Source organism: Citrobacter sp. CK199, assembly GCF_030333285.1.
Taxonomy (GTDB): Bacteria; Pseudomonadota; Gammaproteobacteria; order Enterobacterales; family Enterobacteriaceae; genus Citrobacter_B; species Citrobacter_B koseri.
On sequence record NZ_JAOWGF010000024.1, the window covers coordinates 215071 to 241576 of the forward strand.

Consider the following 26506-nt stretch of genomic DNA (forward strand, 5'->3'; position numbering starts at 1 on the left):
TGATAACCATGTCTGATATCGACGCCCAACGTGTTGCCGAACGCATTGATACCGTGCTGGATATCCTTGTTGCTGGCGATTACCACTCTGCCATCCACAACCTTGAAATTCTTAAAGCGGAGTTGTTAAGTCAGGTGAAAGAAGATACCGACGCCTCCTCGACAAAACCCCGGGCTCCGTGGGAGATCTAAGTGACGCGAGCTTTTCGTGGCACCTGACTCAGGAAACGCAGCATCCCTTATACTCCCCGGTACTGATACCGTTATAAAAATTAAAATTATGAATTCCCGACAACAATCAATTTTGCAAATGGTCATTGATAAAGGCCAGATGAGCGTGGCTGAGCTGGCGAAAATCACCGGCGTCTCTGAAGTCACGATCCGACAGGATCTTAACACCCTGGAAAAACAGAGCTATCTGCGCCGTGCGCATGGTTTTGCCGTCTCGCTGGACAGCGATGACGTCGAAACGCGCATGATGACCAATTACACGCTCAAACGCGAACTGGCTGAATTTGCCGCATCACTGGTCAGCCCCGGCGAATCGGTGTTTATTGAAAACGGCAGCAGCAATGCCCTGCTGGCCAGAACGTTAGCGGAACAAAAGGATGTCACCATTATTACGGTGAGTAGCTATATCGCTCACTTGCTCAAAGAGACGCCGTGCGAAGTGATCCTCCTTGGCGGAATCTACCAGAAAAAAAGTGAAAGTATGGTCGGGCCATTGACCCGCCAGTTTATCCAGCAGGTTCACTTCAGTAAGGCCTTCATCGGTATCGATGGCTGGCAGCCAGATACCGGTTTTACCGGACGGGACATGATGCGATCGGATGTGGTTAATGCCGTACTGGAAAAAGGCTCTGAAGCCATTGTTCTGACGGACAGCTCTAAATTCGGCGCAGTACATCCTTATACGCTGGGGCCGTTAACACGTTTTAGCCGCGTTATCACCGATTCCAGAATAAGTGCGGACCATCAAATGCAACTGGAACGCACCGGTCTGACGGTGAACATCATCGAACCTCGCGCCTGAGCGCATTGCAGATGATTTGCCGGATGGCAAATCATCTTTCCCCTCTGAGATTTTTCCGACAATCTAATTAAGACTATTTACCTGTTATTAACAGGGTAAAGTCGTAAAATTTATATTAGCGATATAACAGGAAGTGACTATCACCTGCGTGATTTTAAGCTGTTACCCCTGCGCAACAAGGTTTTGCGGAAAGTCTCTTTAATGGCTTTAATGAACATCATTTTAGCTATAATTAAAGAGAACTTACTTCCGTGAATCAATTATTCAGGAGAAAGTATTATGTTTATGACGAGCAAAAAAATGACCGCCGCTGTTCTGGCAATTACCCTGGCGATGTCTCTGAGCGCTTGCTCTAATTGGTCTAAACGTGACCGTAACACTGCGATTGGTGCAGGGGCTGGGGCGTTGGGCGGTGCTATTTTAACTGACGGTAGCACGCTGGGTACGCTAGGCGGGGCTGCGGTAGGTGGTGTTATCGGCCATCAGGTAGGTAAATAATCTACGGTCGACCGGCTCGAAATAATAATACGGTAATTCTTTACAGGTCTTTACTCTAAATATACACAGTGAAATTTAAAGCCACGATAAATAACTATCGTGGCTTTTTTCATTAGCCGCCCGCCAGTTTAACTTTCATTCCTTTGGCTTCCAGTAATAATTTAATCAGATCGCGCTTATCGCCCTGAATTTCAATTATTCCCTCTTTAACCGCCCCGCCGCAGCCGCATTTTTTCTTCAACTCTGCGGCCAGTTTGGTCAGTTCAGCATCATCCATATCAATGCCGGTAACGAGGCACACACCCTTACCTTTCCGCCCACTGGTCTGGCGCTGAATACGGACGATACCGTCACCCTTTGGGCGTTCAACCGCCGCTTTCGGTTCGTCAATCCGGCCCGTTTCCGTGGAATAGACCAGACGGCTGTCAGAATTGTTCATCAGGCCCCCCGTTTCAGTGATGCATTAATGGCCTTCAGGGTTTGCGCAGGGTCAGCAGACTGCGTAACCGGTCGTCCTATAACCATATAGTCCACGCCCGCCGCCAGCGCCTGTTCCGGCGTCATGATACGGCGCTGATCGCCAGCGTCAGATCCCTGAGGACGGATACCCGGCGTTACCAGCTTAAACTCTGTGCCAAATTCCTGCTTAAAGCGCACCGCTTCATGCGCCGAGCAGACCACGCCATCCAGCCCGCAATTTTGCGTCAGGCGCGCCAGACGTTCCGCATGCTCAGCCGGTGACAACGTCACGCCAAGATCCGCCAGATCGCTGGCTTCCATGCTGGTCAGTACCGTCACCGCAATCAGCAATGGCGCATCCTTACCCAGCGGCAGTAAGGCTTCGCGCGCTGCGGTCATCATCCGAGCCCCACCCGACGCATGGACGTTAACCATCCATACGCCCAGATCTGCTGCCGCCGCAACGGCATGTGCCGTGGTATTTGGAATATCATGAAATTTCAGGTCAAGAAAGATATCGAAGCCACGCTGCTGCAAATCACGAACCAACTGCGGGCCGAACAGCGTGAACATCTCTTTGCCGACTTTCAGGCGGCAATCACGCGGGTCGATTCTGTCGACGAAAGCCAGCGCGTTATCACGATTATTGTAATCCAGAGCAACAACGACAGGAGAATCGGTAACAGCGCGGGAAGAAGATGAAGCAGTAAACGTCATGACCAGACCTTCTTGATGATGGGCACCGGGTGCGGCGCGAAATGGGTAAACGGCGTGCATTCTACCTGCGCAAGGGCAAAATGAACAGGCGCGATTGTACCCCTGCGAGGCGATATTGCCCGGATGTCAGCGTGAGGGACAGGTAAAAACCAACAGTATGTTGTAACTAAAATGCAGACTTTTTTAAAACTACTGCCCATCGAGGCCGCGAATAGGTTTAATCGTCGACCACGCCCGGCAGGAAGGACAATGCCAGTACATGGTATAGGCGGTAAACCCGCACTTCTGGCAGCGATAGCGCGGCTTGCTGCGTACCTGCTCACCGACCATATCACGCAGCACCATCAGGCTCTCTTTCGCGCGTCCTTCTTCTGCCTCATTGAGGTGATAATCCATCAGCTTATGAAACACCCGCATGGTCGGATGGCGCTGTAACTGGCGAGTAATATAGACCTGCGCAGTGTCGTGCCCTTCCCGCGCTTCCAGAATATCGGCAAGCATCAACTCAGCGGCGGCGCCGGTGTTTTCTTCCACGGCCCGACGTAAGAACTCCGCCCATTCATCATTTTTACCAAGCTGCTGATAGCACGTCTGCAACATCTCCAGCGTTTCACTGACCAGTTCTTTATCCTGGGAGATAACCCGCTGTAAGCTCTCCACCGCTTTGGCGTATTCCCCCTTTGCCATAAACACACGGCCCATCATGATAGAAACACGGGCGCTGTTTTTGTCTGCGGCGGCGCCTTTTTTCAGCAACGTCATAGCGCGATCCATATCATCGCAGCCCATCTGTTGCAGCGCCAGTTCACAATAGAAATGTGCGATCTCAATGCGCTGCTTATCTTTGCCGAGCTTCACCAGCCGCTCAGCCACATCAATCGCTTTCTGCCAGTCGCTGGTCGCCTGATAAATTTGCAACAGCTGTTGCAACGCCCCTACGCGGAAATCCGTTTCATCCGTGAGCTGGTTGAACATATCTTCCGCCCGGTCATACAACCCGGCCGCCATGTAATCACGCCCCAGTTGCTGCACAGCCAGCAGACGCTGCTCATAAGTCAGCGACGCGCTTTCCATTAAGGTCTGGTGGATGCGGATGGCGCGGTCTACTTCACCGCGAGAACGAAACAGGTTTCCAAGAGTGAGATGAGCCTCAACGGTGCCGGTATCCTCTTTCAGCATATCGAGGAACAGATCCACCGCTTTATCCTGTTGGTTACTCAGGAGGAAGTTAACCCCCGCCACATAGTCGCGAGAAAGACGGTTAGCTTCGTCCTGTTTTGTTTGTTGCGCACTTCTGCGACCCATATACCAGCCATAGGCTGCCGCTACAGGTAAAAGCAGAAACAACAACTCCAGCATAAATGATTATTCCTTCACAACCGGCGAATCGGCAGATACCGCAACGTCGGTCGCAGGCGAAAGCTGGTTTTCCAGTCGTTTGATTTTACGTTCGGCACGCACCAGGGAGACGCGAACACGCAGCCAGAACAGGCCGCAAATTAGCCAACCAATAGCAAAGCCTGCGGCAAATAAAACGGCAAGCAACGTAGAAATACGGTACTCCCCTTGAGCCAGCAGGTAATTAAACGTTACCTGTTGATCGTTCTGCGCACCCAATGTCACCGAAATAACAAAAATCGCCAACACCAGTAAGAAAATGAGTAAATATTTCACATTACTTCCCGTTATGTGGTTTGAGCGAATAAATCGTGTTCAACTTACCGCATTCAGCCCTTTAAATTACCATTTTCGCGACGCGCGCGAAACGGAAAAGCGTTCTGTCCACTCATGATTTAAGGGCAAATTACGGAAAATCAACCACCGTCAACGTTCTTGCTCCCGCTGCGCTATCTCGCGAGCCTCTTCAACGGGTGGCGTAAGCGGCCCGCAAATGCGCTGAGCAAGCCAGGTCGCCAGCGTCACCAGAAGCCAGGATATCAACGTCGCGACAACTAAATCACGCGGCCAATGCATACCCAACAACAGGCGACTGCCCATAACACTTGTCGCCCAGACTAACAAAATCGCAATCGTAAGGGTACGCCTGCGCGGCCATAATAGTCCTACCGCCAACAACGCCCAACTTGCGGCAAACAGGGTATGCCCGGAAGGAAACGCGAATCCGGTCTCTTTTTGCCAGTGTTGACGCAGAAAAGCCGGAATATCCTGCTGCCCGGACAGTTGTTCTTTGACTAAGTGCCCGCGTTCTTTACGTTTTAAAGTGTAGAACTCATCAACGGGAATATGGTGCGTTTTTTCCAGCCAAATAACAAAAGGTCGGGGTTCCTGCACCCGCTCCTTCACCAGCGATTTTACCCCCTGCCCCAGCAGGATCGCACCGGCCAGAATAGCAAAAAGCATCATTGCGGCTTTCAGGCGAAATCTCAGGCACCAAAGAAACCAGGCGCACAGAAGCACATGCGTAATAATTCCCCACGGCTGCGTCACCGTTTCTGTCACCCAGTATAAGGATTTTAACCACCAGACCGAGTGTCCGGGTTGCCAGTTCCAGCCTGAAATCCATACGCTAACCGGCATCACAAGCAACAGAGCAGCGCCTACGGTTGTGCGCTTCGCAATCGAAAGCATGACCTCTCCTTTCGTCGATAAGTGCCACAATCATAACTGAAAACCTGGCGTGCCGGAAAATTGACAAATTTGTGCCATTCCAAAAGCGATCGCACGGCAGCGATTAGGTGAAGTCCGCCGCCTTATGGCAAAATAGAAACATACAGAAGCCAATTGGCGATGACACCAGCATTATCTGGAGAAATACATGCAGCTTAAACGAGTGGCAGAAGCCAAACTGCCAACCCCATGGGGCGATTTCCTGATGGTGGGATTTGAAGAACTGGCAACCGGACACGACCACGTCGCGCTGGTTTATGGCGATATCTCTGGTCAAACCCCTGTCCTGGCTCGCGTCCATTCAGAATGTCTGACCGGCGACGCATTGTTTAGTCTGCGCTGCGATTGTGGTTTTCAGTTAGAGGCGGCGCTGACGCATATCGCGGAAGAAGGTCGCGGTATTCTGCTCTACCACCGTCAGGAAGGACGTAATATTGGCCTGCTCAATAAGATTCGCGCCTACGCGTTACAGGATCAGGGCTACGATACCGTGGAAGCCAACCATCAGCTGGGGTTTGCCGCCGATGAGCGTGATTTCACCCTGTGTGCCGATATGTTTAAACTGCTGGGCGTCGATGAAGTCCGTCTACTGACCAATAACCCGAAGAAAGTCGAAATTCTGACGGAAGCAGGTATCAATATTGTTGAGCGCGTACCGCTGATTGTTGGCCGTAACCCAAATAACGAACACTACCTGGATACCAAAGCCGCTAAGATGGGGCATTTATTGGGTAAATAAATTTTTGCTATTAAAGGCCTGATAAGCACCGCGCTATCAGGCCTTTTTTATGTCTTAATGCAACATATTACGAATCACATAATGCAGAATTCCGTCATTCTGGTAGTAGGTTAATTCAGTTGCGGTATCGATACGGCACCGGCACGAAATCACCTCTGTGCTGCCATCCACTTTGGTTAACGTCACCGGAATGGCGGCGCCAGGCTTCAGGTTTTGCAAACTGGCAATATCAATTGTCTCCTCACCGGTTAACCCGAGCGTTTTACGCGTAACGCCCTGCGGGAATTCCAGCGGTAGAATCCCCATACCAATCAGGTTTGAACGGTGAATACGTTCAAACGACTCGGCAATCACGACGCGAATACCCAGCAAACGCGGGCCTTTGGCCGCCCAGTCACGGCTGGAACCGGAACCGTACTCTTTACCCGCAATCACCGCCAGCGGCGTTTTCTCCTGCTGATACAGCATCGCTGCATCATAGATGGAGATCACCTCCGTCCCCGGCAAATGTCGGGTCATTCCTCCTTCAACGCCGGGAACCATTTCGTTGCGGATACGAATATTCGCGAACGTACCGCGCATCATCACTTCATGGTTTCCACGGCGCGAACCGTAGGAGTTGAAGTCCCGACGCTCAACGCCATGATTCTGCAAATAGCGCCCTGCCGGGCTGTCCGCCTTTATGCTGCCCGCCGGGGAGATATGGTCAGTGGTGACGGAATCACCCAGCATGGCCAGAATACGGGCGCCATGAATATCCTCCACCGGATCGGGTTGAACCTGCATTTCGTCAAAGAACGGCGACAAGCGGATATAGGTGGAGTCATCCTGCCAGCCATAGGTGTCTGAGCGATCAACATTGATCGCTTTCCATTCCGGCGTCCCTTCAAAAACCTCGGCATACTCTTTGTGGAACATTTCTGACGACACCAGCTCAACGGCGCGAGCGATCTCCTGCGCGGAAGGCCAGATATCCTTCAGATAAACCGGGTCGCCTTTGCGATCGTGGCCCAGCGGCTCTTTCGCCAGGTTAATATTCATATTGCCCGCCAGCGCATAGGCGACAACCAGCGGCGGCGACGCCAGCCAGTTGGTTTTCACCAGCGGATGGATTCGGCCTTCAAAGTTACGGTTGCCGGAAAGTACCGCGCCTACCGTCAAGTCGCCCTTTTTGATTGCCGTTTCGATAGGCTCCGGCAGTGGGCCGGAGTTACCAATACAGGTGGTGCACCCATACCCCACCAGATTAAAGCCAAGCTCATCAAGATAAGGCGTGAGTTTCGCCTGCGCCAGGTAATCCGAGACCACTTTCGATCCCGGCGCCAGCGAGGCTTTCACCCACGGCTGCCGTTTCAGTCCCAGCGTTACCGCTTTTTTCGCCAGCAAACCGGCGGCCATCAGCACGCTGGGGTTTGAAGTATTGGTACAGGAGGTGATAGCCGCAATCACGACAGCGCCGTCCGGGAGCTGGTATTGATGGCCGTTCATAACATAATCGATTGGCTGCCGGTCTTTTTGCGCGGTGTTCAGTTCCAGCTCCGTGCTCGCGGCGAAGGCTTTCGGCACATCTGCCAGCGCAACCCGATCCTGCGGGCGCTTCGGCCCGGCAAGGCTCGCCTCGACATCCCCCATATCCAGTTCCAGCGAACTGGTGAAAACAGGTTCATCGCCAGGGTTTCGCCACATCCCCTGCGCTTTGGCATAGGTTTCGACCAGCTCAACCTGCTCCTCGCTACGGCCGCTTAAACGCATATATTCGAGGGTGATGCCGTCAATCGGGAAGAAGCCGCAGGTCGCGCCATATTCCGGCGACATGTTTGCTATCGTCGCGCGATCGGCCAATGGCAAGGAGTCCAGACCGTCGCCGTAGAATTCAACGAATTTACCAACGACGCCGTGTTTACGCAGCATCTGGGTCACGGTCAGCACCAGGTCGGTCGCGGTGATACCTTCACGCAGCTTACCGGTCAACTTGAAGCCAACAACATCGGGAATGAGCATTGAGACCGGCTGGCCCAGCATCGCGGCTTCCGCTTCAATCCCCCCGACGCCCCATCCCAGCACGCCAAGGCCGTTGATCATCGTGGTGTGGGAGTCGGTGCCGACCAGCGTGTCCGGGTATGCAACCCACTCTCCCGCCTGCAATTCGCTCCAGACGGCCTTACCAAGGTACTCCAGGTTCACCTGGTGGCAGATCCCGGTACCTGGCGGCACCACGCTGAAGCGACTAAAAGCCTGTTGCCCCCATTTCAGGAACACATAGCGCTCGTGGTTGCGTTCCATTTCCAGACGCACGTTCTCTTCGAAAGCGTCATCATCGCCAAAGCGATCGACCGTTACCGAGTGGTCAATAACAAGGTCTACCGGGGATAGCGGATTCACTTTCGCAGTATCCCCGCCGAGGCGTTTGACCGCTTCGCGCATGGCGGCCAGATCCACCACCGCCGGGACGCCGGTAAAATCCTGCATTAATACACGGGCGGGTCGATAGGCAATTTCGCGATCGGCATGGGCTTTTTTCAGCCACCCGGCTAACGCCTGAATATCTTCTTCGGTAACAGAGTCACCGTCCTGCCAGCGCAGCAGGTTTTCAAGCAGAACTTTTAGCGACTTGGGCAAGCGGGTAATATCGCCCAGTTTTTTGGCAGCCAGGGGCAGACTGTAGTAATGATAGGTTTTGTCTTTGGCCTGCAACGTGTCCTTACTGGCTTCTCGTAGGGTTGACGACATAGCTCCTCCTTAATAACAGGGTTGGATACCCTGACTCTCCTCAGGGTTAGTATTAAAGATAACACAAACAGAATGTAACGTTTTGATAACAACCCGAATTGATAAAAGAGGAGAAACCTTACGGACGGGAATTGGCATGCGCAGGCCCGATGACGTTGCGCCATCGGGCATTGACCGGCATACGATCAGAAAGAGACAATCCAGATAAGTTGAGCCCAGAACAAGAGCGATACTGAGAACGCCCCAATCCATGACCAATATTTAAGATTCACAGTTTGCATAGGCTACACCGACATTTGTTTAATACTTTATGCTGAGATTTACTCAGCGCTTATTGCTGTGGTGTATAAGAAAGTACAGTACGGGATGTTAATGACCTGTACTGGAAATGATGATTAAAAAAATCGCCAATTATTGTTTCTGTTGCTCATCTTCAGCGAATGAATCAATAAATGCCTGTTGCTGTTGTGTGAGTTTCCAGGATTCTGGAATATTCGTCACACATTCGCTCCGCGCTTCCTTCACGCTATCACGAGGCTGACGTGCTGGCGTTGAGGGTTGCTGATGTTCCTGCGAAACCATGACTTACCCCCACACTTGCCAGATAACCAGCGCAATCACAACCCAGAACAGCGCAGAGCCGAGGAATACCGCCAGCCATGCTTTGCGTTTAAGCTCGGGGTCCCTGCGGGGTTCCTGGTTTCCAGAAGGCATTGCTAACCTCATACAATCGGCATCACTTATCATTTTAGCACCAAACAATCGGTACAATTAATCATCAGATGAGACAAATCCTAAAGAAACTTTAGTCAAAAATCCAGTGAATTTACGAATCGTTTCCCATGAATAAATCAATCTTTTGACCGGAAATAAATATTTGAAAGGCGGAATTTGCGAGGCGGGTAATTCGAAACTACTTTACTGGCGCTTTTCCATGAATACGATGCAGGTAATATGATCGCAGAAAAAACGAAAACCATAATCCATAAATTTAGTGGTTATTCAGGTATCTCCTCGTGTCTGGAGATACCTGAAAACTCACGCGCGTGATTACTTTTCCGGTAATTTAATATCGTTAAACATGGCTTCAATTTCTTCGTTAGAACGCAAGGCCACGGCGGTATCCACAACATCGCGCGTCAGATGCGGCGCAAAGCGTTGAATAAAGTCGTACATATAGCTGCGTAAAAACGTGCTGCGGCGAAAACCAATTTTCGTGGTGCTATGGCTGAAAATATCATGCGCATCGACACGCACCAGGTCCGGGTCGGAAATCGGATCGACGGCCATGCTGGCAATCACCCCAACCCCCAGGCCAAGTCGGACGTATGTTTTTATCACGTCCGCATCGGTTGCCGTAAAGACAATACGCGGCGTCAGCCCGGCGCGATTAAACGCGGTATCCAGCTCGGAGCGCCCGGTAAAGCCAAAGGTGTAGGTCACCAGCGGATACTGTGCCAGTTCCTCAATCGTCACCGATGATTTAGCGGCCAGCGGGTGCTCTGGCGTGACGACGATAGAGCGATTCCAGTGGTAGCATGGCAGCATCACCAGATCGTCATACAGGTGCAGCGCTTCGGTGGCGATAGCGAAGTCGGCATTCCCTTTCGAAACCGCTTCCGCGATTTGCGTGGGCGACCCCTGATGCATATGCAATGAAACGCGAGGATAGCGCTCAATAAAGCCCTTGATCACATTTGGCAGCGCATAGCGCGCCTGAGTGTGCGTGGTGGCAATATACAGAGAACCTTTATCCGGCCAGGTGTGTTCGCCCGCCACGGACTTGATGGCATCGACTTTGGACAACACTTCGCGCGCAATGCGAATAATTTCCTGCCCCGCTGGCGTCACCTGCGTCAGGTGTTTACCGCTACGCGCAAAAATCTGGATGCCAAGCTCATCTTCCAGCATACGAACTTGCTTACTGATGCCCGGCTGGGAGGTGTAAAGCCCTTCGGCGGTGGAAGAGACATTAAGGTTGTGATTAACCACCTCAACAATGTAGCGAAGCTGCTGTAATTTCATGTTAAACCATCCAGATTAGCGCCGTCATGTCATCGTTTGATAAGCAGCACGTCATGCGCTGCTAATACGATTTAATAATAAAAAAGCCGTTAACTATAACCACTATATCATTTATATCAGAGCTGTATAGATGCGAAGAAAAAATAATAAGCCCGGAATAAAAAAGGGCCGCTTGCGCGACCCTCTTAAGTGAAATTCAGCCAGGTGACTGTTATTTCTTACCTTCTACCCACTTGCCATCAACGAAGAATGCGGACCATCCCGTCGCTTTCCCGTCTTTTTCAGCGGCAACATACTGCTGTTTCGTCTTACGGCTAAAACGCACCAGCGTCTTATTGCCTTCCGGGTCCTGCTGCGGCGCATCGGCCAGATAACGCAGTTTTTCCGGCAGACGGTCGCGGAAGCGGTACAACTCTTCCACTAACGGCGCACGCGTTTCACGCGATTTCGGGAAGGTATTCGCCGCGAGGAAGATCCCTGCGGCGCCGTCACGCAGCACGAAATACGCGTCCGATTTCTCGCACGGCAGTTCCGGCAACGGCACCGGATCTTCTTTCGGCGGCGCGACTTCACCGTTACGCAGAATCTTACGGGTATTTTTACATTCGTCGTTAGTACAGGCCATGTACTTACCAAAACGCCCCATTTTCAGGTGCATTTCAGAGCCACATTTTTCGCACTCAACGATCGGGCCGTCATAACCTTTAATGCGGAACTCGCCCTCTTCGATTTCGTAACCGTCGCAGGTCGGGTTATTACCGCAGACATGCAGCTTGCGTTTCGGATCGATCAGGTAGCTGTCCATTGCGGTGCCGCACTTCTGGCAACGACGTTTTGCACGCAAGGCGTTGGTTTCCGCATCATCGCCTTCCAGTACGTTCAGCACTTCATTTTCCGGCACCAGGTTGATGGTGGTTTTGCAGCGCTCTTTCGGCGGTAGCGCATAGCCGGAACATCCCAGGAACACGCCGGTGCTGGCGGTGCGAATCCCCATCTTGCGCCCGCATGTCGGGCAGTCAATGCTGGTCAGCACCATCTGGTTAGGACGCATGCCGCCCTCTTCAGGATCTTTCTCCGCTTTATCAAGCTGCTGAGTAAAATCGCTGAAGAAGTTATCCAGCACGTTTTTCCACTCGGCTTCGTGGCTGGCCACCTTGTCGAGGCTGTCTTCCATCTGGGCGGTGAAATCGTAGTTCATCAGCTCGCGGAAGTTTTCTTCCAGTCTATCGGTGACAATCTCACCCATTTTTTCAGCATAGAAGCGACGGTTTTCCACGCGGACATAACCGCGATCCTGAATGGTCGAGATGATCGACGCATAGGTGGATGGACGACCAATACCGCGTTTTTCCAGCTCTTTAACCAGCGATGCTTCACTGAAGCGCGCCGGTGGTTTGGTGAAGTGCTGCGCCGGGGTCAGTTCAACCAGCGTCAACACATCGCCTTTATTCACCGCAGGCAACGTCCGGTCTTCATCGCCTTTACGCAGCGCAGGCATGACTTTCGTCCAGCCGTCGAAACGCAGAATGCGGCCGCGCGCTTTCAGGCGGAAATCACCCGCGCCGACCGTCAGCGTGGTGGAATCGTACTGGGCTGGCGTCATCTGACAGGCGACAAACTGACGCCAGATCAGCTGATACAGTTTCTGCGCGTCTGCTTCCATATCCTTCAGCGCTTCGGCCATCACCGCGACATCAGAAGGACGGATCGCTTCGTGCGCTTCCTGTGAATTTTCTTTGCTGGCGTACTGGTTCGGGTTCTCCGGCAGGTATTTCTTGCCGAAGCTATCGCTGATATAACCGCGAACCATGTTTACCGCATCCTGACTCAGGTTGGTGGAGTCAGTACGCATGTAGGTGATGTAGCCCGCTTCGTACAAGCGCTGCGCCATCATCATGGTTTTTTTCACGCCAAAGCCCAGACGCGTGCTCGCCGCCTGTTGCAGCGTCGACGTGATAAACGGCGCGCCAGGCTTGCTGCTGGTCGGTTTATCTTCACGCTCCAGTACGCTGTAACGCGCTTTTTCCAGCAGGCTGACCGCCGCCAGCGTTTGCTCGCGGTTAACCGGACGGAACGGTTTATCATTTTGGTGCGTAACGTCGAGCGGCAAGGCATCGCCAGAAGGCGTTGTCGTGCTGGCGTTCACTTCCCAGAACTCTTCCGGTACGAACGCTTTGATGTCACGTTCGCGTTCAACAACCAGACGCACGGCAACGGACTGTACGCGGCCTGCCGACAGGCCTCGCGCAATTTTTTTCCACAGCAATGGCGACACCATATAGCCCACAACGCGGTCCATAAAGCGGCGCGCCTGCTGCGCGTTAACACGGTCGATATTCAGTTCGCCTGGCTTATCAAACGCCTGGCGAATCGCGTTTTTGGTTATTTCGTTAAACACCACGCGGCTATAGCGCGTGTCATCACCCCCGATCACTTCCCGCAGGTGCCAGGCAATGGCTTCCCCTTCGCGGTCAAGGTCGGTTGCGAGATAGATGTGGTCGGCTTTTTCAGCCAATTGTTTCAGTTCAGAGACGACCTTCTCTTTACCGGGCAGCACTTCATACTGCGCATCCCAGTTATGCCAAGGGTCAACCCCCATTCGGTTGACGAGAGCGCCACGTTCATCCTTTTTGGGCTTTTTAGCCGTTTTGGTGGAGGTAGAGTCGGCGCTCTTTTTAGCTGCTGAGCCACTGGTCGGCAAATCACGGATATGACCGACGCTGGACTTAACCACGTAATCATTACCCAGATACTTGTTGATCGTTTTGGCTTTTGCCGGGGACTCAACGATGACAAGAGCTTTACCCATATTCACCTTTACCTAAATTGATTCTTCCTGGAATGCGTCGCACGTTGATTCACCTTCCACTGGCGACGAGACACCGATATGGTCTCTGTGTCGGCGGATATCAACCCCTTGTACTGACTCGGTGCGCGAAACGTGATCCTCAGGTGACTGAGTTAACAGGCTTTTTAGCACACAAGCGCTATAGCACGACGGAATTTTGGTCGAATGTCAAGCAAATCTGTTGCCAGATTGACGAAAGCGTCACACTGTACCTGATAAAATTCGTTACGCAACTTTATTAGCATGCAAAAACAAATCTCGCCAGTAACAGCACCTTTACAAGACCTTCGTGTTTATCAGGGAATATTTGCCCATAAGCAGCGCCCGGCGTAGACTAATGTCCTTGTTTAAGGAGTAAATAATGCATAAAGACACCCAACCTATCGATCGTGAAACACTGCTGATTGAAGCCAACAAAATCATTCGTGAGCATGAGGACACGCTGGCGGGGATTGTCGCCACCGGTGTGACGCAGCGAAACGGCGTGCTGGTCTTCAGCGGCGATTACTTTTTAGACGAGCAAGGTTTACCGACGCCAAAAAGCACCGCCGTGTTTAATATGTTTAAACATCTGGCACATGTGCTTTCTGAGAAGTATCACCTGATCGATTAACGCAGGAAAGGTTTTGCCGGATGGCGGCTACGCCTTATCCGGCCTACAAAACAGTCCGCAAGCCCGGTAAGCGTTAGCGCCACCGGGCTGTTTGCCGGATGGCGACTGCGCCTTATCCAGCCTACAAAACAGTCCGTAGGCCCGGTAAGCGTTAGCGCCACCGGGCAATGACAATTTTACATCAGCGGTTTTTGTCCGCGCTGCCACCAGCGTAGCAACAAACGGTCGGCGCTTTCTGCGGCGCTACCCGTAAACCGATCCATCAATTTCTTGCGCTGCATAAAGCGAACGTTGAACACCTCATAACCGTCCATCAAGCGGAGAATAACGTCATCACTGGTGTTGATTTCGTCCACCAGACCTTTCTCCAGCGCCTGTTGGCCATACCAGTGCTCGCCTGTGGCCACCTGTTCGATATCCAGCACAGGGCGCATCTGCTGCACAAAATGCTTAAACAGGTGATGGGTTTCATTCAGATCTTCACGGAATTTCTGACGCCCTTCCTCCGTGTTCTCGCCAAGCAGCGTCAGCGTGCGCTTATACTGGCCCGCCGTGTGCAGCTCAATATCGATATCCTTCCCTTTCAAAAAGCGATTAAAGTTAGGGATTTGCGCCACAACGCCAATAGAGCCGACAATCGCAAACGGCGCCGAAACAATTTTGTCGGCCACACAGGCCATCATGTAACCGCCGCTGGCGGCGACTTTGTCCACCGTTACCGTCAACGGGATCTGCTTATCGCGCAGACGCTGCAATTGCGAAGCCGCCAGGCCATAGCCATGCACAACGCCGCCGGGGCTTTCCAGACGCACGACCACCTGATCCTGCGGTTTAACCGCCGCTAACACCGCCGTCACCTCCTCACGCAGCGCGCTGACTTCGTGGGCATCCATACTGCCTTTAAAATCCAGCACCCAGGCACGAGGTTTCTCCGTCGCGGCATTTCCCCCCTGCTTTGCTTTTGCTTTCGCCGCTTTTGCCTCCAGCTTCTGCTTCTTTTTCTGCGCTTTATGCCAGAGTTTCTGTTGATGACCGTCCATCAGCGCCGTCGCCAGATCGTCCTTCATCTCTTTATATTGCTCGCTGAGATTCGTTACCCGCAGTTCCCCACGCTGGCGTTTACGCTGGGCAGCATTCACGATCAGCATCACAATGACGGCGATTGCCACCACGACAGTGACGATTTTTGCCAAAAACAACCCATATTCAGACAACAATTCCACGAGTCCCACCTTGGTTACACAACGCTATTTTGGCTCAGTGTACAACAGGCGTGTTAGCCCGTCTCGTTTGATCCTGCGTTGCGGTTACTGGGTGAAAAGTATGACAAAGTGTTCATTTTTCGGCGTTATCGCCGTTGACTGATTGAAATGACGCGGGCTTTCAGGCATAAAGCCGAAAAGTTAAAGAGAAGATAAGACAACTGGCAGGGTGACCCAACGCGTCGCCGAGGAGTAGCCGTGCATTACCAACCTAAACAAGATCTACTGCAAAATCGCATTATACTGGTCACTGGCGCCAGTGATGGCATTGGCCGCGAAGCCGCGCTCACCTACGCGCGCTACGGCGCAAACGTTATTTTGCTGGGTCGAAATGAAGAAAAACTGCGTCAGGTCGCACAGACTGTCGCCGAAGATACAGGCGCATTGCCACAGTGGTTTACGCTGGATCTACTGACCTGCACCGCTGAAGAGTGCCACCAGTTAGGCCAGAGGATTGCGGCGCACTATCCACGACTGGATGGCGTTCTGCATAACGCCGGGTTACTGGGCGATATCTGCCCAATGAGCGAACAAAATCCGCACGTCTGGCAGGATGTTATGCAGGTTAACGTCAATGCGACATTCATGCTGACCCAGGCGCTGCTTCCTTTATTACTTAAATCCGACGCCGGTTCGCTGGTCTTTACCTCATCAAGCGTCGGTCGTCAGGGACGCGCCAACTGGGGCGCTTACGCCACCTCTAAATTCGCCACCGAAGGCATGATGCAGGTACTGGCAGACGAATACCAGAACCACCCCTTACGTGTAAATTGCATCAACCCAGGCGGCACGCGCACGAGTATGCGCGCCAGCGCCTTCCCTACGGAAGATCCGCAGAAGTTAAAAACGCCCGCCGATATCATGCCCCTCTATTTGTGGCTGATGGGCGACGACAGCCGCCGTAAAACCGGTATGACTTTTGATGCCCAGCCAGGCCGTAAACCAGGAATCGCCCAATGACTGAAGAACGCTATCAACAACGCCAGCAGCGTGTGAAAGACCGGGTCGACGCCCGCGTTGCGGCGGCGCAGGACGAACGCGGCATCATCATTGTGTTTACCGGCAACGGTAAAGGCAAAACCACGGCGGCATTCGGCACCGCAACGCGCGCCGTCGGCCACGGTAAAAAAGTGGGCGTGGTGCAGTTCATTAAAGGCACATGGCCTAACGGCGAGCGCAATCTGCTGGAGCCCCACGGCGTGGAGTTTCAGGTGATGGCGACCGGGTTCACCTGGGAAACGCAAAATCGCGAAACCGACACCGCAGCCTGTATGGCTGTCTGGGAACATGGCAAACGTATGCTGGCGGACCCAACGTTGGATATGGTCGTGCTGGATGAACTGACCTACATGGTGGCGTATGACTATCTGCCGCTTGAAGAGGTCATCAATGCCTTAAATGCCCGTCCGCAAAATCAGACGGTAATTATTACCGGTCGCGGTTGTCATCGCGATATTCTGGAACTGGCCGACACGGTCAGCGAGCTGCGTCCGGTCAAACATGCTTTTGAAGCGGGCGTGAAGGCCCAGATGGGAATTGATTATTAGGAAACGGTGCCGGATGACGGCGTAAACGCTTTATCCGGCCTACAGGCAAAACGTAGGCCCGGTAAGCGTAAGCGCCACCGGGCATTCAGCATCAACCGTTGTTGTTACGACCGCCTGAACGACGACCGCCGCCAACCTGGCTGTGACGCTTCACCGCACGGCGAATCTGGTTCGCCTTCATACGACGTCGGTCTTTCTCGACGGCCACTTTGGAGGTGGTTTCCGGCGCCAGCTGCACCAGCTCACGCAGATAGTTGGTCTGCGCCAGATCCAGTTCAGTCCAGCCACCGCGCGGCAGCCCTTTCGGCAATGGAATATCACCATAGCGCACGCGGATCAGTCGGCTAACCTGCACGCCAACCGCTTCCCACAGACGACGCACCTCACGGTTACGCCCTTCGGTCAGCGTGACGTTGTACCACTGGTTAATGCCCTCACCACCGCTGAATTTGATGGTCTTAAACGCCGCCGGGCCATCTTCCAGTTGAACGCCACGACTCAGGTCACGCAGCTTGGCGTCATCAACCTGACCAAATACGCGCACGGCGTATTCACGCTCAACTTCACGACTCGGGTGCATCAGACGGTTCGCCAGTTCGCCATCCGTCGTGAACAACAGCAAACCGCAGGTATTCACATCCAGACGACCTACGGCAATCCAGCGCGCGCCGCGCAGTTTCGGTAAGCGATCAAAAACGGTAGGACGACCTTCCGGGTCGTTACGGGTGCACAGCTCACCTTCTGGTTTGTAATAGGCCAGAACGCGACAAATTTGTTCCGCAGACTCTTTCACCGAGATCAGATGACCGTCGATACGGATTTTCAGACCCGGCGTGATTTCAACGCGATCGCCAAGCGTGGCGATTTTGCCGTCAACGCTTACGCGGCCTGCTTCAATAATGGATTCAATTTCACGGCGAGAACCGTGGCCAGCGCGAGCCAGCACTTTTTGTAACTTTTCGCTCATAGAGCTTCCTTCAGGTGTCGCCTTCACAGGCGTCGAACAGGAGAATCAACGGCGCTTTACAGCGCCATTTTAAGGCCGCGTAGTATACAGAGTTGCGCCCTTATAAGAAAGGTTTAACGTCACCAACGCCTTCGCGCAAGACAACCGGAGAATCATCGGTTAAATCAATCACCGTGGTCGGTTGCTGGCCGAGGTAACCGCCGTGAATGATCAAATCGACCTGTTTTTCCAGGCGGTCTTTGATCTCTTCCGGGTCGGACTCGGTAAATTCGCTGCCGGGCAGCATCAGCGAGGTGGAGAGCATCGGTTCGCCCAGCGCTTCCAGCAGTGCCAGCGCGATCGGGTTCGACGGCACGCGCAGACCGATTGTTTTCCGTTTTTCCTGTAACAGGCGGCGCGGCACGTCTTTCGTTCCCTTCAGGATAAAAGTGTAGTTGCCCGGCGTATTGTTTTTAATTAAGCGAAAAGCAACGTTATCGACAAACGAATAGGTCGATAACTCAGACAGATCCCGACACATCAGCGTGAAGTTATGCCCGTCCGGCAGGTGGCGAATGCGGCAGATGCGCTCCATCGCCCCTTTATCTTCGATTTTACAACCCAGCGCATAGCCGGAATCGGTTGGATAAACAATCACCCCGCCTTTACGCACAATTTCAACCGCCTGATTGATCAGCCGTTGTTGCGGGTTTTCAGGATGAATATAAAAAAACTGGCTCATACTTCCCTCACTGTGGTGTTTGTGGCTCTTCCCACAGCTGCCATACGCCTTCGACGCCTGCTGGCAGCCAGAGCTTGCGGCCCAGTTCAATCCACGGGCACGGCTGATGAAAATCAGAGCCTTGTGATGCCCATAAATGGTGCTGGCGCGCATAGGTCGCCAGTTGGGTTCGCTCATTGGGCGACTGCTGGCATTGCGCCACTTCCATCGCATCACCGCGATGCAGCGCAAAATACGCAATCAACCTTTTCAGCCACTTAGCGCTAAGGTCGTAGCGGCCCGGATGGGCCAATACTGCCTTACCGCCAGAATGATGAATCACATCAATAGCTTGTTCTATTGTACACCACTGTGGCGGAACGTATCCGGTTTTCCCACGCGCAAGGTATTTTTTAAAAACATCGGCAATGCTCCCGGCTTTGCCGCACTCCACCAGAAAACGGGCGAAATGCCCGCGCGTCACGGCCCCACCGTCGGCAAGCCGCAAAGCGCCTTCCCACGCCCCTGGAATATGCGCTTTCTCCAGACGCTCGGCAATCAGACGCGCACGCTGCTGACGACGTTCGGTTTGTTCCGCCAGGAACGCGCACATCGCCGGATGCGCAATGTCGATATTCAGACCCACAATATGGATCTCATGATTTTCCCAGACAGTTGAAATTTCCACGCCAGGAATCAGGTTCAGGGCAAGCCCGGAACGTGAAATTTCTTCTCTTGCCGCCGGAATAGCGGCTGTGGTGTCATGATCGGTGATCGCCAGTGTGCCGACTCGCATCTCTACCGCACGATGTACTAACGCTTCTGGCGTTAACCGACCATCGGACGCCGTTGTATGACTGTGCAGGTCGTAAATCACTGCGTAATTCGTGTCGCTCAAGGCGGCTCCCGTCTTAATAAATGTTCTTTCACAAACATCATAACGGTTCCGGCAAATATACTGAAATCAGGTGTTGACTTTATTTCATCGAACTAGTTAACTAGTACGCAAGTTCACATGAAGAAGGTATCTGAGATGAAAGCAACATTCGTACTGCACGGTTGGTGGCGCACTTCCTGATTTCGGGCAGTGTATGACGTCTGCAATAAGCAACCAGATACCCGGCCCGCCAGATGAGCGGGCTTTTTTTTGAACAGAATGAATGAGAATAACGATGCAAATACAAAAACCAACACTCGAATTGCTTTCCTGCAATGCCGCCTACCGTGAGAACCCGACGGCGTTGTTCCATCAGGTTTGTGGCGACCGCCCGGCAACGCTGCTGCTGGAATCCGCTGATATCGACAGTAAAAATGATCTGAAAAGCCTGCTGTTGGTCGATAGTGCGCTGCGCATTACCGCTTTGGGTGACACTGTCACTATCGAAGCGTTAACGGATAACGGTGCATCCCTGCTCCCGCTGCTGGATGCCGCGCTGCCCGCAGGCGTTGAAAATACAGCGCTGCCCGGCAACCGGAAGCTGCGCTTTCCCGCAGTAAGTCCGCTGTTAGATGAGGATGCGCGTCTGTGTTCGCTGTCGGTATTTGACGCATTCCGTCTGTTGCAGAACCTGGTGAATGTGCCTGCTGAAGAGCGCGAAGCCATGTTTTTCGGCGGTTTGTTTGCCTATGATCTGGTGGCGGGATTTGAAGCGTTACCGCAACTGGAAGCCGGTAATCGCTGCCCGGATTACTGCTTCTATCTGGCGGAAACGCTGATGGTGATTGACCATCAGAAGAAAAGCACCCGTATTCAGGCAAGCCTCTTTACCGATAATGAAGCGGAAAAACAGCGTCTGACGGCGCGCCTCGTGCAGCTGACGCAGCAATTAACCGAACCCGCGCCGCCGTTGCCCATTACACCAGTGCCGCAAATGCGCTGCGAATGCAGCCAGAGCGACGAAGAGTTTGGCGCCGTTGTGCGTACCATGCAGAAAGCGATTCGCGCAGGAGAGATTTTCCAGGTGGTGCCTTCCCGCCGCTTCTCATTACCCTGCCCGTCACCGCTGGCGGCCTATTACGTACTGAAAAAGAGCAACCCAAGTCCATACATGTTCTTTATGCAGGATAACGATTTCACCCTGTTTGGCGCCTCCCCGGAAAGCTCGCTGAAGTACGACGCGACCAGTCGCCAGATTGAGATTTACCCCATCGCCGGCACGCGCCCGCGCGGTCGCCGTGCCGACGGCTCGCTGGATCGCGATCTCGACAGCCGCATTGAGCTGGAGATGCGCACCGACCATAAAGAGCTGTCTGAACACCTGATGCTGGTCGATTTGGCGCGTAATGATCTGGCGCGCATTTGTACTCCCGGCAGCCGCTACGTTGCCGACCTGACGAAAGTCGATCGTTATTCGTTCGTTATGCACCTGGTGTCCCGCGTGGTGGGTGAATTACGCAGCGATCTGGATGTGCTGCATGCTTACCGCGCCTGTATGAATATGGGCACGCTGAGCGGCGCGCCAAAAGTTCGCGCCATGCAGCTTATCGCCGGTGCCGAAGGGCGTCGTCGCGGCAGTTATGGCGGTGCGGTGGGCTATTTCACCGCGCATGGCGATCTCGATACCTGCATTGTGATTCGCTCTGCTCTGGTGGAAGACGGCATCGCCACCGTGCAGGCCGGTGCCGGAATCGTGCTGGATTCTGTTCCGCAGTCTGAAGCCGACGAAACCCGTAATAAAGCGCGCGCGGTTCTGCGTGCTATTGCCACCGCGCACCATGCACAGGAGATTTTCTAATGGCTGACATTCTGCTGCTCGATAACATCGACTCTTTTACTTACAACCTGGCAGATCAGCTACGGGCCAACGGCCACAATGTGGTGATTTACCGTAACCATATCCCGGCGCAGACCTTAATCGACCGTCTTGCGACGATGAAAAACCCGGTGCTGATGCTTTCTCCAGGGCCAGGCGTCCCCAGCGAAGCCGGTTGTATGCCGGAGTTGTTGACCCGTCTGCGCGGCAAGTTGCCCATTATCGGCATCTGCCTCGGACACCAGGCGATTGTTGAAGCCTACGGTGGCTACGTCGGTCAGGCGGGCGAGATTCTCCACGGTAAAGCATCGAGCATTGAACATGACGGACAGGCGATGTTTGCCGGTCTGGTGAACCCGCTGCCGGTTGCTCGTTATCACTCTCTGGTGGGCAGCAACGTGCCTGCGGGGCTGACGATTAACGCCCATTTTAACGGCATGGTGATGGCGGTACGTCACGACACGGATCGCGTCTGTGGTTTTCAGTTCCACCCGGAGTCCATTCTTACTACGCAAGGTGCGCTGTTGCTGGAACAAACGCTGGCCTGGGCGCAACAAAAACTGGAGCCGACCAATACGCTGCAACCGATTCTGGAAAAATTGTACCAGGCGCAAACCATGACCCAGCAGGAAAGCCACCAGCTTTTCTCTGCCGTGGTCCGTGGCGAACTGAAGCCAGAACAGCTGGCGGCGGCGCTGGTCAGTATGAAAGTGCGTGGCGAACATCCGAATGAAATCGCTGGCGCCGCTACCGCGCTGCTGGAAAATGCCGCGCCGTTCCCGCGCCCGGACTATCTGTTTGCCGATATTGTCGGCACCGGCGGTGATGGCAGCAACAGCATCAATATTTCCACCGCCAGCGCCTTTGTGGCGGCGGCCTGCGGACTGAAGGTGGCCAAACATGGCAACCGCAGCGTCTCCAGTAAATCCGGTTCGTCCGATCTGCTGGCGGCATTCGGTATCAATCTGGATATGAACGCCGATAAATCGCGCCAGGCGCTGGACGACCTGGGCGTCTGCTTCCTGTTCGCACCGAAATACCATACGGGTTTCCGTCATGCGATGCCGGTTCGCCAGCAGCTTAAAACCCGCACCTTGTTCAATGTGCTGGGGCCGCTGATCAACCCGGCTCACCCGCCGCTGGCGCTGATTGGCGTCTACAGCCCGGAGCTGGTGCTGCCCATTGCCGAAACTCTGCGGGTACTGGGTTATCAGCGTGCGGCGGTGGTTCACAGCGGCGGTATGGATGAAGTGTCGCTGCATGCGCCAACCATTGTGGCTGAACTGCACGATGGTGAAATCAAGAGCTACCAGCTCACGGCGGAAGACTTCGGCCTCACCCCGTATCACCAGGAACAGCTGGCAGGCGGCACACCGGAAGAAAACCGTGACATTCTCACCCGCTTGTTACAAGGTAAAGGTGAAGCCGCTCACGAGGCCGCTGTCGCTGCGAATGTCGCCATGTTAATGCGCCTGCATGGTAAGGAAGATTTAAAGGCCAATGCGCAAACTGTGATTGATGTACTGCGCAGTGGCGCAGCTTATGACCGGGTTACCGCACTGGCGGCAAGAGGGTAAATGATGCAAACCGTTTTAGCGAAAATCGTCGCGGATAAGGCGATCTGGGTAGAAGCCCGTAAACAACAACAACCGTTAGCCAGTTTCCAGAATGAGGTTCAGCCAAGTGCCCGCCATTTCTATGATGCGCTGCAAGGCACGCGTACCGCATTTATTCTGGAGTGTAAAAAAGCGTCCCCCTCCAAAGGGGTGATTCGTGATGACTTCGACCCCGCGCAGATTGCCGGTGTTTATAAACATTACGCGTCGGCGATTTCCGTTCTGACCGATGAGAAATATTTCCAGGGGAGTTTTGACTTTCTCACTGTTGTCAGTCGTATCGCGCCGCAGCCGGTTCTGTGTAAGGACTTCATCATCGATCCTTACCAAATCTATCTGGCGCGTTACTACCAGGCCGATGCCTGTCTGCTGATGCTCTCCGTACTGGATGACGAGCAATATCGCCAGCTTTCCGCCGTCGCCCACAGTCTGAAAATGGGCGTGCTGACGGAAGTCAGTAACGAAGAAGAACTGGAGCGCGCCATCGCACTGGGTGCGAAAGTCGTCGGCATTAATAACCGCGACCTGCGCGATCTGTCGATTGACCTTAACCGTACCCGTCAGCTTGCGCCGAAACTGGGGCACGGCGTGACCGTGATCAGCGAGTCCGGGATTAACACCTATGCACAGGTGCGCGAGCTAAGCCACTTCTCTAACGGTTTTCTGATCGGTTCTGCGCTGATGTCCCATGACGATCTGCACGCCGCCGTGCGTCGCGTGCTGCTTGGCGAGAACAAAGTCTGCGGCCTGACGCGCGGGCAGGATGCAAAAGCCGCTTACGAAGCGGGCGCCATTTATGGCGGGCTGATTTTTGTTCCCTCGTCGCCTCGCGTCGTAAATCTCGACCAGGCGCGCGAGGTGATAGCCGCCGCCCCCCTGCAATATGTCGGCGTATTCCGCAATACCGCTATCACCGAGGTATGTGAAAAAGCGACCACCTTGTCGCTCAAGGCCGTGCAACTACATGGCAGTGAAGACCAGGCTTATGTCGATGCTCTGCGCGCCGCATTACCGGAACAGGTACAAATCTGGAAAGCGCTTAGCGTGGGCGACACACTGCCTGCTCGTGATTACCAGCACGTTGATAAGTACGTTCTCGATAACGGCCAGGGCGGCAGCGGCCAACGTTTTGACTGGTCGTTATTGAACGGTGAAACGCTGGACAACGTATTGCTGGCGGGCGGATTAGGCGCAGACAACTGCGTGGAAGCGGCAAAAACCGGCTGTGCCGGTCTCGATTTTAATTCTGGTGTAGAGTCACAGCCGGGCATCAAAGATGCACACCTTCTGGCCTCGGTCTTTCAGACACTGCGCGCATATTAAGGAAGAAAACATGACAACATTACTCAATCCCTACTTTGGTGAATTTGGCGGCATGTATGTCCCGCAAATTCTGATGCCTGCCCTGCGCCAGCTGGAAGAAGCGTTCGTCAGCGCGCAGAAAGATCCGCAGTTTCAGGCCCAGTTTGCCGATCTGCTGAAGAACTATGCAGGCCGTCCAACCGCGCTGACCAAATGCCAGAATATCACCGCCGGCACCAAAACCACGCTGTATCTGAAGCGTGAAGATTTACTGCACGGCGGCGCGCACAAAACAAACCAGGTACTGGGTCAGGCGCTGCTGGCGAAACGCATGGGTAAAACAGAGATTATCGCCGAAACGGGCGCAGGTCAGCATGGCGTGGCTTCCGCGCTCGCCAGTGCCCTGCTCGGTCTGAAATGCCGTATCTATATGGGCGCAAAAGACGTCGAGCGTCAGTCGCCAAACGTCTTTCGTATGCGACTGATGGGCGCAGAAGTGATCCCTGTACACAGCGGCTCCGCTACCCTGAAAGACGCCTGCAACGAAGCGCTTCGCGACTGGTCCGGCAGCTATGAATCCGCGCACTATATGCTCGGAACTGCGGCAGGCCCGCACCCGTTCCCGACCATCGTCCGTGAATTTCAGCGCATGATCGGGGAAGAGACGAAAGCGCAAATCCTCGAAAAAGAAGGTCGTCTGCCGGATGCCGTGATTGCCTGCGTGGGCGGCGGCTCCAACGCAATCGGCATGTTTGCGGACTTCATCAACGAAACCAGCGTGGGTTTGATTGGCGTCGAACCTGGCGGCCACGGGATTGAAACAGGCGAGCACGGCGCACCGCTGAAGCATGGCCGCGTAGGCATCTATTTCGGTATGAAAGCGCCGATGATGCAAACCGAAGAAGGGCAAATTGAAGAGTCCTACTCCATTTCCGCCGGGCTGGATTTCCCGTCCGTTGGGCCGCAGCACGCGTATCTGAACAGCATTGGTCGCGCCGATTATGTGTCGATCACCGATGACGAAGCGCTGGAAGCCTTTAAAACGCTCTGTCTGCATGAAGGGATTATTCCGGCGCTGGAGTCGTCCCACGCCCTGGCTCACGCCCTGAAAATGATGCGTGAAAATCCAGAAAAAGAACAGTTGCTGGTCGTTAACCTTTCCGGTCGCGGCGACAAAGACATTTTCACCGTACACGATATTCTGAAAGCGCGAGGGGAAATCTGATGGAACGCTATGAAAACCTGTTTGCACAGCTGAAGGATCGCAAGGAAGGCGCATTTGTCCCCTTCGTGACCCTGGGCGATCCTTCCGTTGAACAGTCACTGAACATTATTGATACGCTGATTGAAGCCGGCGCCGACGCCCTTGAACTCGGCATTCCGTTCTCCGATCCGCTGGCAGACGGGCCGACCATCCAGGAAGCCACGCTGCGCGCGTTTGCCGCAGGCGTAACGCCTACGCAATGCTTTGAGATGCTGGCGCTGATTCGTCAGAAACATCCGACGATTCCGATTGGTCTGCTGATGTACGCCAACCTGGTGTTCAGCAAAGGGATCGACGAATTTTACGCGCAGTGCGAGAAAGTCGGCGTGGATTCCGTACTGGTGGCAGATGTGCCTGTTGAGGAGTCTGCGCCCTTCCGTCAGGCGGCATTACGCTACAACGTGGCACCGATTTTCATCTGCCCGCCCAATGCCGATGACGATCTGTTGCGCCAGATAGCCTCTTATGGCCGCGGCTATACCTATCTGCTTTCGCGGGCAGGCGTGACGGGCGCAGAAAACCGCGCCGCATTACCGCTGCATCATCTGGTGGAAAAACTGAAAGAGTATAACGCCGCGCCCCCGTTGCAGGGCTTTGGCATCTCTTCCCCGGAACAGGTTACAGGTGCCATTGAAGCCGGCGCCGCCGGGGCGATTTCCGGGTCAGCAATCGTTAAGCTCATTGAGAAAAACGTCGCAAACCCCGGGCAGATGCTGACCGAGCTGAAAGCGTTTGTCACGGCAATGAAAGCCGCGACCCGCGCATAATATTGCTCAGGCAACAGGCCCGATAATGCCATGCTTATC

General features: G+C 53.8%; 27 protein-coding genes, 1 pseudogene and 1 other annotated feature. Of the genes and pseudogenes, 13 read left to right on the forward strand and 15 right to left on the reverse strand.

Annotated elements, in window-relative coordinates:
• The first annotated feature begins 8 nt into the window (after positions 1 to 8).
• From OGX75_RS05145 to osmB, 3 genes are all read left to right on the forward strand, one after another.
• The gene (locus OGX75_RS05145) at positions 9 to 191 is read left to right on the forward strand and encodes a YciZ family protein (RefSeq protein ID WP_024130304.1); all 183 of its coding nucleotides are present in this window, start codon (positions 9 to 11) and stop codon (positions 189 to 191) included.
• A gap of 88 nt (positions 192 to 279) precedes the next feature.
• Complete coding sequence (gene yciT, locus OGX75_RS05150; protein ID WP_024130303.1) at positions 280 to 1032, forward strand: DNA-binding transcriptional regulator YciT; 753 nt, start codon at positions 280 to 282, stop codon at positions 1030 to 1032.
• A gap of 279 nt (positions 1033 to 1311) precedes the next feature.
• Entirely contained in the window at positions 1312 to 1530 is a 219-nt protein-coding gene (gene osmB, locus OGX75_RS05155; RefSeq protein WP_012132246.1) for an osmotically-inducible lipoprotein OsmB, read from the forward strand.
• A gap of 112 nt (positions 1531 to 1642) precedes the next feature.
• Here the strand turns inward: osmB and yciH are convergent, their stop codons facing one another.
• From yciH to pgpB, 5 genes are all read right to left on the reverse strand, one after another.
• Positions 1643 to 1969: a stress response translation initiation inhibitor YciH gene (gene yciH / locus OGX75_RS05160; RefSeq protein ID WP_286451298.1), complete on the reverse strand. Its 327-nt coding sequence runs from the start codon at positions 1967 to 1969 to the stop codon at positions 1643 to 1645.
• Positions 1969 to 2706 carry an orotidine-5'-phosphate decarboxylase gene (pyrF, locus tag OGX75_RS05165; RefSeq protein ID WP_286451297.1) on the reverse strand — a complete coding sequence of 246 codons (738 nt, stop codon included), beginning with the start codon at positions 2704 to 2706 and terminating at the stop codon, positions 1969 to 1971. The genes yciH and pyrF overlap by 1 nt, the downstream gene beginning before the upstream one ends.
• A 189-nt stretch (positions 2707 to 2895) precedes the next feature.
• A complete protein-coding gene (gene lapB / locus OGX75_RS05170; RefSeq protein ID WP_012132243.1) occupies positions 2896 to 4065 on the reverse strand; it encodes a lipopolysaccharide assembly protein LapB in 1170 nt (389 codons plus the stop codon).
• A gap of 6 nt (positions 4066 to 4071) precedes the next feature.
• The gene (locus OGX75_RS05175) at positions 4072 to 4380 is read right to left on the reverse strand and encodes a LapA family protein (protein WP_286451296.1); all 309 of its coding nucleotides are present in this window, start codon (positions 4378 to 4380) and stop codon (positions 4072 to 4074) included.
• 150 nt (positions 4381 to 4530) lie between these two features.
• A complete protein-coding gene (pgpB, locus tag OGX75_RS05180) occupies positions 4531 to 5295 on the reverse strand; it encodes a phosphatidylglycerophosphatase B (RefSeq protein ID WP_012132240.1) in 765 nt (254 codons plus the stop codon).
• Between the two features lie 187 nt (positions 5296 to 5482).
• Between pgpB and ribA the strand changes: the two genes are divergently transcribed.
• Entirely contained in the window at positions 5483 to 6073 is a 591-nt protein-coding gene (gene ribA, locus OGX75_RS05185) for a GTP cyclohydrolase II (protein ID WP_012132238.1), read from the forward strand.
• A gap of 54 nt (positions 6074 to 6127) precedes the next feature.
• On the opposite strand, the gene acnA is transcribed toward ribA, so the two are convergent.
• The 6 genes from acnA to topA all read right to left on the reverse strand — a co-directional run bounded on the left by acnA (position 6128) and on the right by topA (position 13637).
• Positions 6128 to 8803 carry an aconitate hydratase AcnA gene (acnA, locus tag OGX75_RS05190; RefSeq protein WP_047463548.1) on the reverse strand — a complete coding sequence of 892 codons (2676 nt, stop codon included), beginning with the start codon at positions 8801 to 8803 and terminating at the stop codon, positions 6128 to 6130.
• A 185-nt stretch (positions 8804 to 8988) separates the two neighbouring features.
• Positions 8989 to 9084 (reverse strand): small membrane protein YmiC, encoded by a 96-nt coding sequence (gene ymiC / locus OGX75_RS05195; protein WP_223849120.1) that lies wholly within the window; start codon positions 9082 to 9084, stop codon positions 8989 to 8991.
• 130 nt (positions 9085 to 9214) lie between these two features.
• Positions 9215 to 9385 carry a YciX family protein gene (locus tag OGX75_RS05200; RefSeq protein WP_096753854.1) on the reverse strand — a complete coding sequence of 57 codons (171 nt, stop codon included), beginning with the start codon at positions 9383 to 9385 and terminating at the stop codon, positions 9215 to 9217.
• Between the two features lie 3 nt (positions 9386 to 9388).
• A complete protein-coding gene (locus OGX75_RS05205) occupies positions 9389 to 9550 on the reverse strand; it encodes a YmiA family putative membrane protein (RefSeq protein WP_012132233.1) in 162 nt (53 codons plus the stop codon).
• Positions 9551 to 9853: 303 nt separating this feature from the next.
• On the reverse strand, positions 9854 to 10828 hold the full coding sequence (cysB, locus tag OGX75_RS05210; RefSeq protein WP_012132231.1) for an HTH-type transcriptional regulator CysB: 975 nt from the start codon (positions 10826 to 10828) through the stop codon (positions 9854 to 9856).
• Positions 10829 to 11039: 211 nt separating this feature from the next.
• Positions 11040 to 13637, reverse strand: coding sequence for a type I DNA topoisomerase (topA, locus tag OGX75_RS05215; RefSeq protein WP_049011909.1), 2598 nt, complete (start codon positions 13635 to 13637; stop codon positions 11040 to 11042).
• Positions 13638 to 14037: 400 nt separating this feature from the next.
• Here topA and OGX75_RS05220 point away from each other — a divergent pair, with 400 nt between their 5' ends.
• Complete coding sequence (locus tag OGX75_RS05220; RefSeq protein WP_003020616.1) at positions 14038 to 14289, forward strand: YciN family protein; 252 nt, start codon at positions 14038 to 14040, stop codon at positions 14287 to 14289.
• A 176-nt stretch (positions 14290 to 14465) separates the two neighbouring features.
• On the opposite strand, the gene sohB is transcribed toward OGX75_RS05220, so the two are convergent.
• Positions 14466 to 15512 (reverse strand): protease SohB, encoded by a 1047-nt coding sequence (gene sohB / locus OGX75_RS05225; protein WP_200090650.1) that lies wholly within the window; start codon positions 15510 to 15512, stop codon positions 14466 to 14468.
• Positions 15513 to 15749: 237 nt separating this feature from the next.
• Between sohB and OGX75_RS05230 the strand changes: the two genes are divergently transcribed.
• Complete coding sequence (locus OGX75_RS05230) at positions 15750 to 16511, forward strand: YciK family oxidoreductase (protein ID WP_047463540.1); 762 nt, start codon at positions 15750 to 15752, stop codon at positions 16509 to 16511.
• Positions 16508 to 17098 carry a cob(I)yrinic acid a,c-diamide adenosyltransferase gene (gene cobO / locus OGX75_RS05235; protein ID WP_012132224.1) on the forward strand — a complete coding sequence of 197 codons (591 nt, stop codon included), beginning with the start codon at positions 16508 to 16510 and terminating at the stop codon, positions 17096 to 17098. Before OGX75_RS05230 ends, cobO begins: the two co-directional genes overlap by 4 nt.
• Before the next feature lie 91 nt (positions 17099 to 17189).
• Here cobO and rluB read toward each other — a convergent pair whose 3' ends face one another.
• The 3 genes and pseudogenes from rluB to rnm form a co-directional block, all read right to left on the reverse strand.
• Positions 17190 to 18065 carry a 23S rRNA pseudouridine(2605) synthase RluB gene (rluB, locus tag OGX75_RS05240; protein WP_012132223.1) on the reverse strand — a complete coding sequence of 292 codons (876 nt, stop codon included), beginning with the start codon at positions 18063 to 18065 and terminating at the stop codon, positions 17190 to 17192.
• A 100-nt stretch (positions 18066 to 18165) separates the two neighbouring features.
• Entirely contained in the window at positions 18166 to 18786 is a 621-nt protein-coding gene (locus tag OGX75_RS05245) for an L-threonylcarbamoyladenylate synthase (protein ID WP_012132222.1), read from the reverse strand.
• Positions 18783 to 19663: pseudogene (gene rnm, locus OGX75_RS05250) on the reverse strand (RNase RNM). Before rnm ends, OGX75_RS05245 begins: the two are co-directional and overlap by 4 nt.
• 135 nt (positions 19664 to 19798) lie before the next feature.
• Between rnm and trpL the strand changes: the two are divergent.
• The 6 genes from trpL to trpA all read left to right on the forward strand — a co-directional run bounded on the left by trpL (position 19799) and on the right by trpA (position 26467).
• Complete coding sequence (trpL, locus tag OGX75_RS05255) at positions 19799 to 19843, forward strand: trp operon leader peptide (protein ID WP_012905981.1); 45 nt, start codon at positions 19799 to 19801, stop codon at positions 19841 to 19843.
• Positions 19820 to 19914 (forward strand) — a sequence feature (Trp leader region). Its footprint overlaps the gene before it by 24 nt.
• A 23-nt stretch (positions 19915 to 19937) precedes the next feature.
• Positions 19938 to 21500, forward strand: coding sequence for an anthranilate synthase component 1 (locus OGX75_RS05260; protein ID WP_286451295.1), 1563 nt, complete (start codon positions 19938 to 19940; stop codon positions 21498 to 21500).
• A complete protein-coding gene (gene trpD, locus OGX75_RS05265; protein WP_012132219.1) occupies positions 21500 to 23095 on the forward strand; it encodes a bifunctional anthranilate synthase glutamate amidotransferase component TrpG/anthranilate phosphoribosyltransferase TrpD in 1596 nt (531 codons plus the stop codon). Before OGX75_RS05260 ends, trpD begins: the two co-directional genes overlap by 1 nt.
• Positions 23096 to 23098: 3 nt before the next feature.
• Complete coding sequence (gene trpCF, locus OGX75_RS05270) at positions 23099 to 24457, forward strand: bifunctional indole-3-glycerol-phosphate synthase TrpC/phosphoribosylanthranilate isomerase TrpF (protein ID WP_101744153.1); 1359 nt, start codon at positions 23099 to 23101, stop codon at positions 24455 to 24457.
• A gap of 10 nt (positions 24458 to 24467) precedes the next feature.
• Complete coding sequence (gene trpB, locus OGX75_RS05275; protein WP_012132217.1) at positions 24468 to 25661, forward strand: tryptophan synthase subunit beta; 1194 nt, start codon at positions 24468 to 24470, stop codon at positions 25659 to 25661.
• The gene (gene trpA, locus OGX75_RS05280; protein WP_049009727.1) at positions 25661 to 26467 is read left to right on the forward strand and encodes a tryptophan synthase subunit alpha; all 807 of its coding nucleotides are present in this window, start codon (positions 25661 to 25663) and stop codon (positions 26465 to 26467) included. The genes trpB and trpA overlap by 1 nt, the downstream gene beginning before the upstream one ends.
• The last annotated feature ends 39 nt before the right edge of the window (positions 26468 to 26506 follow it).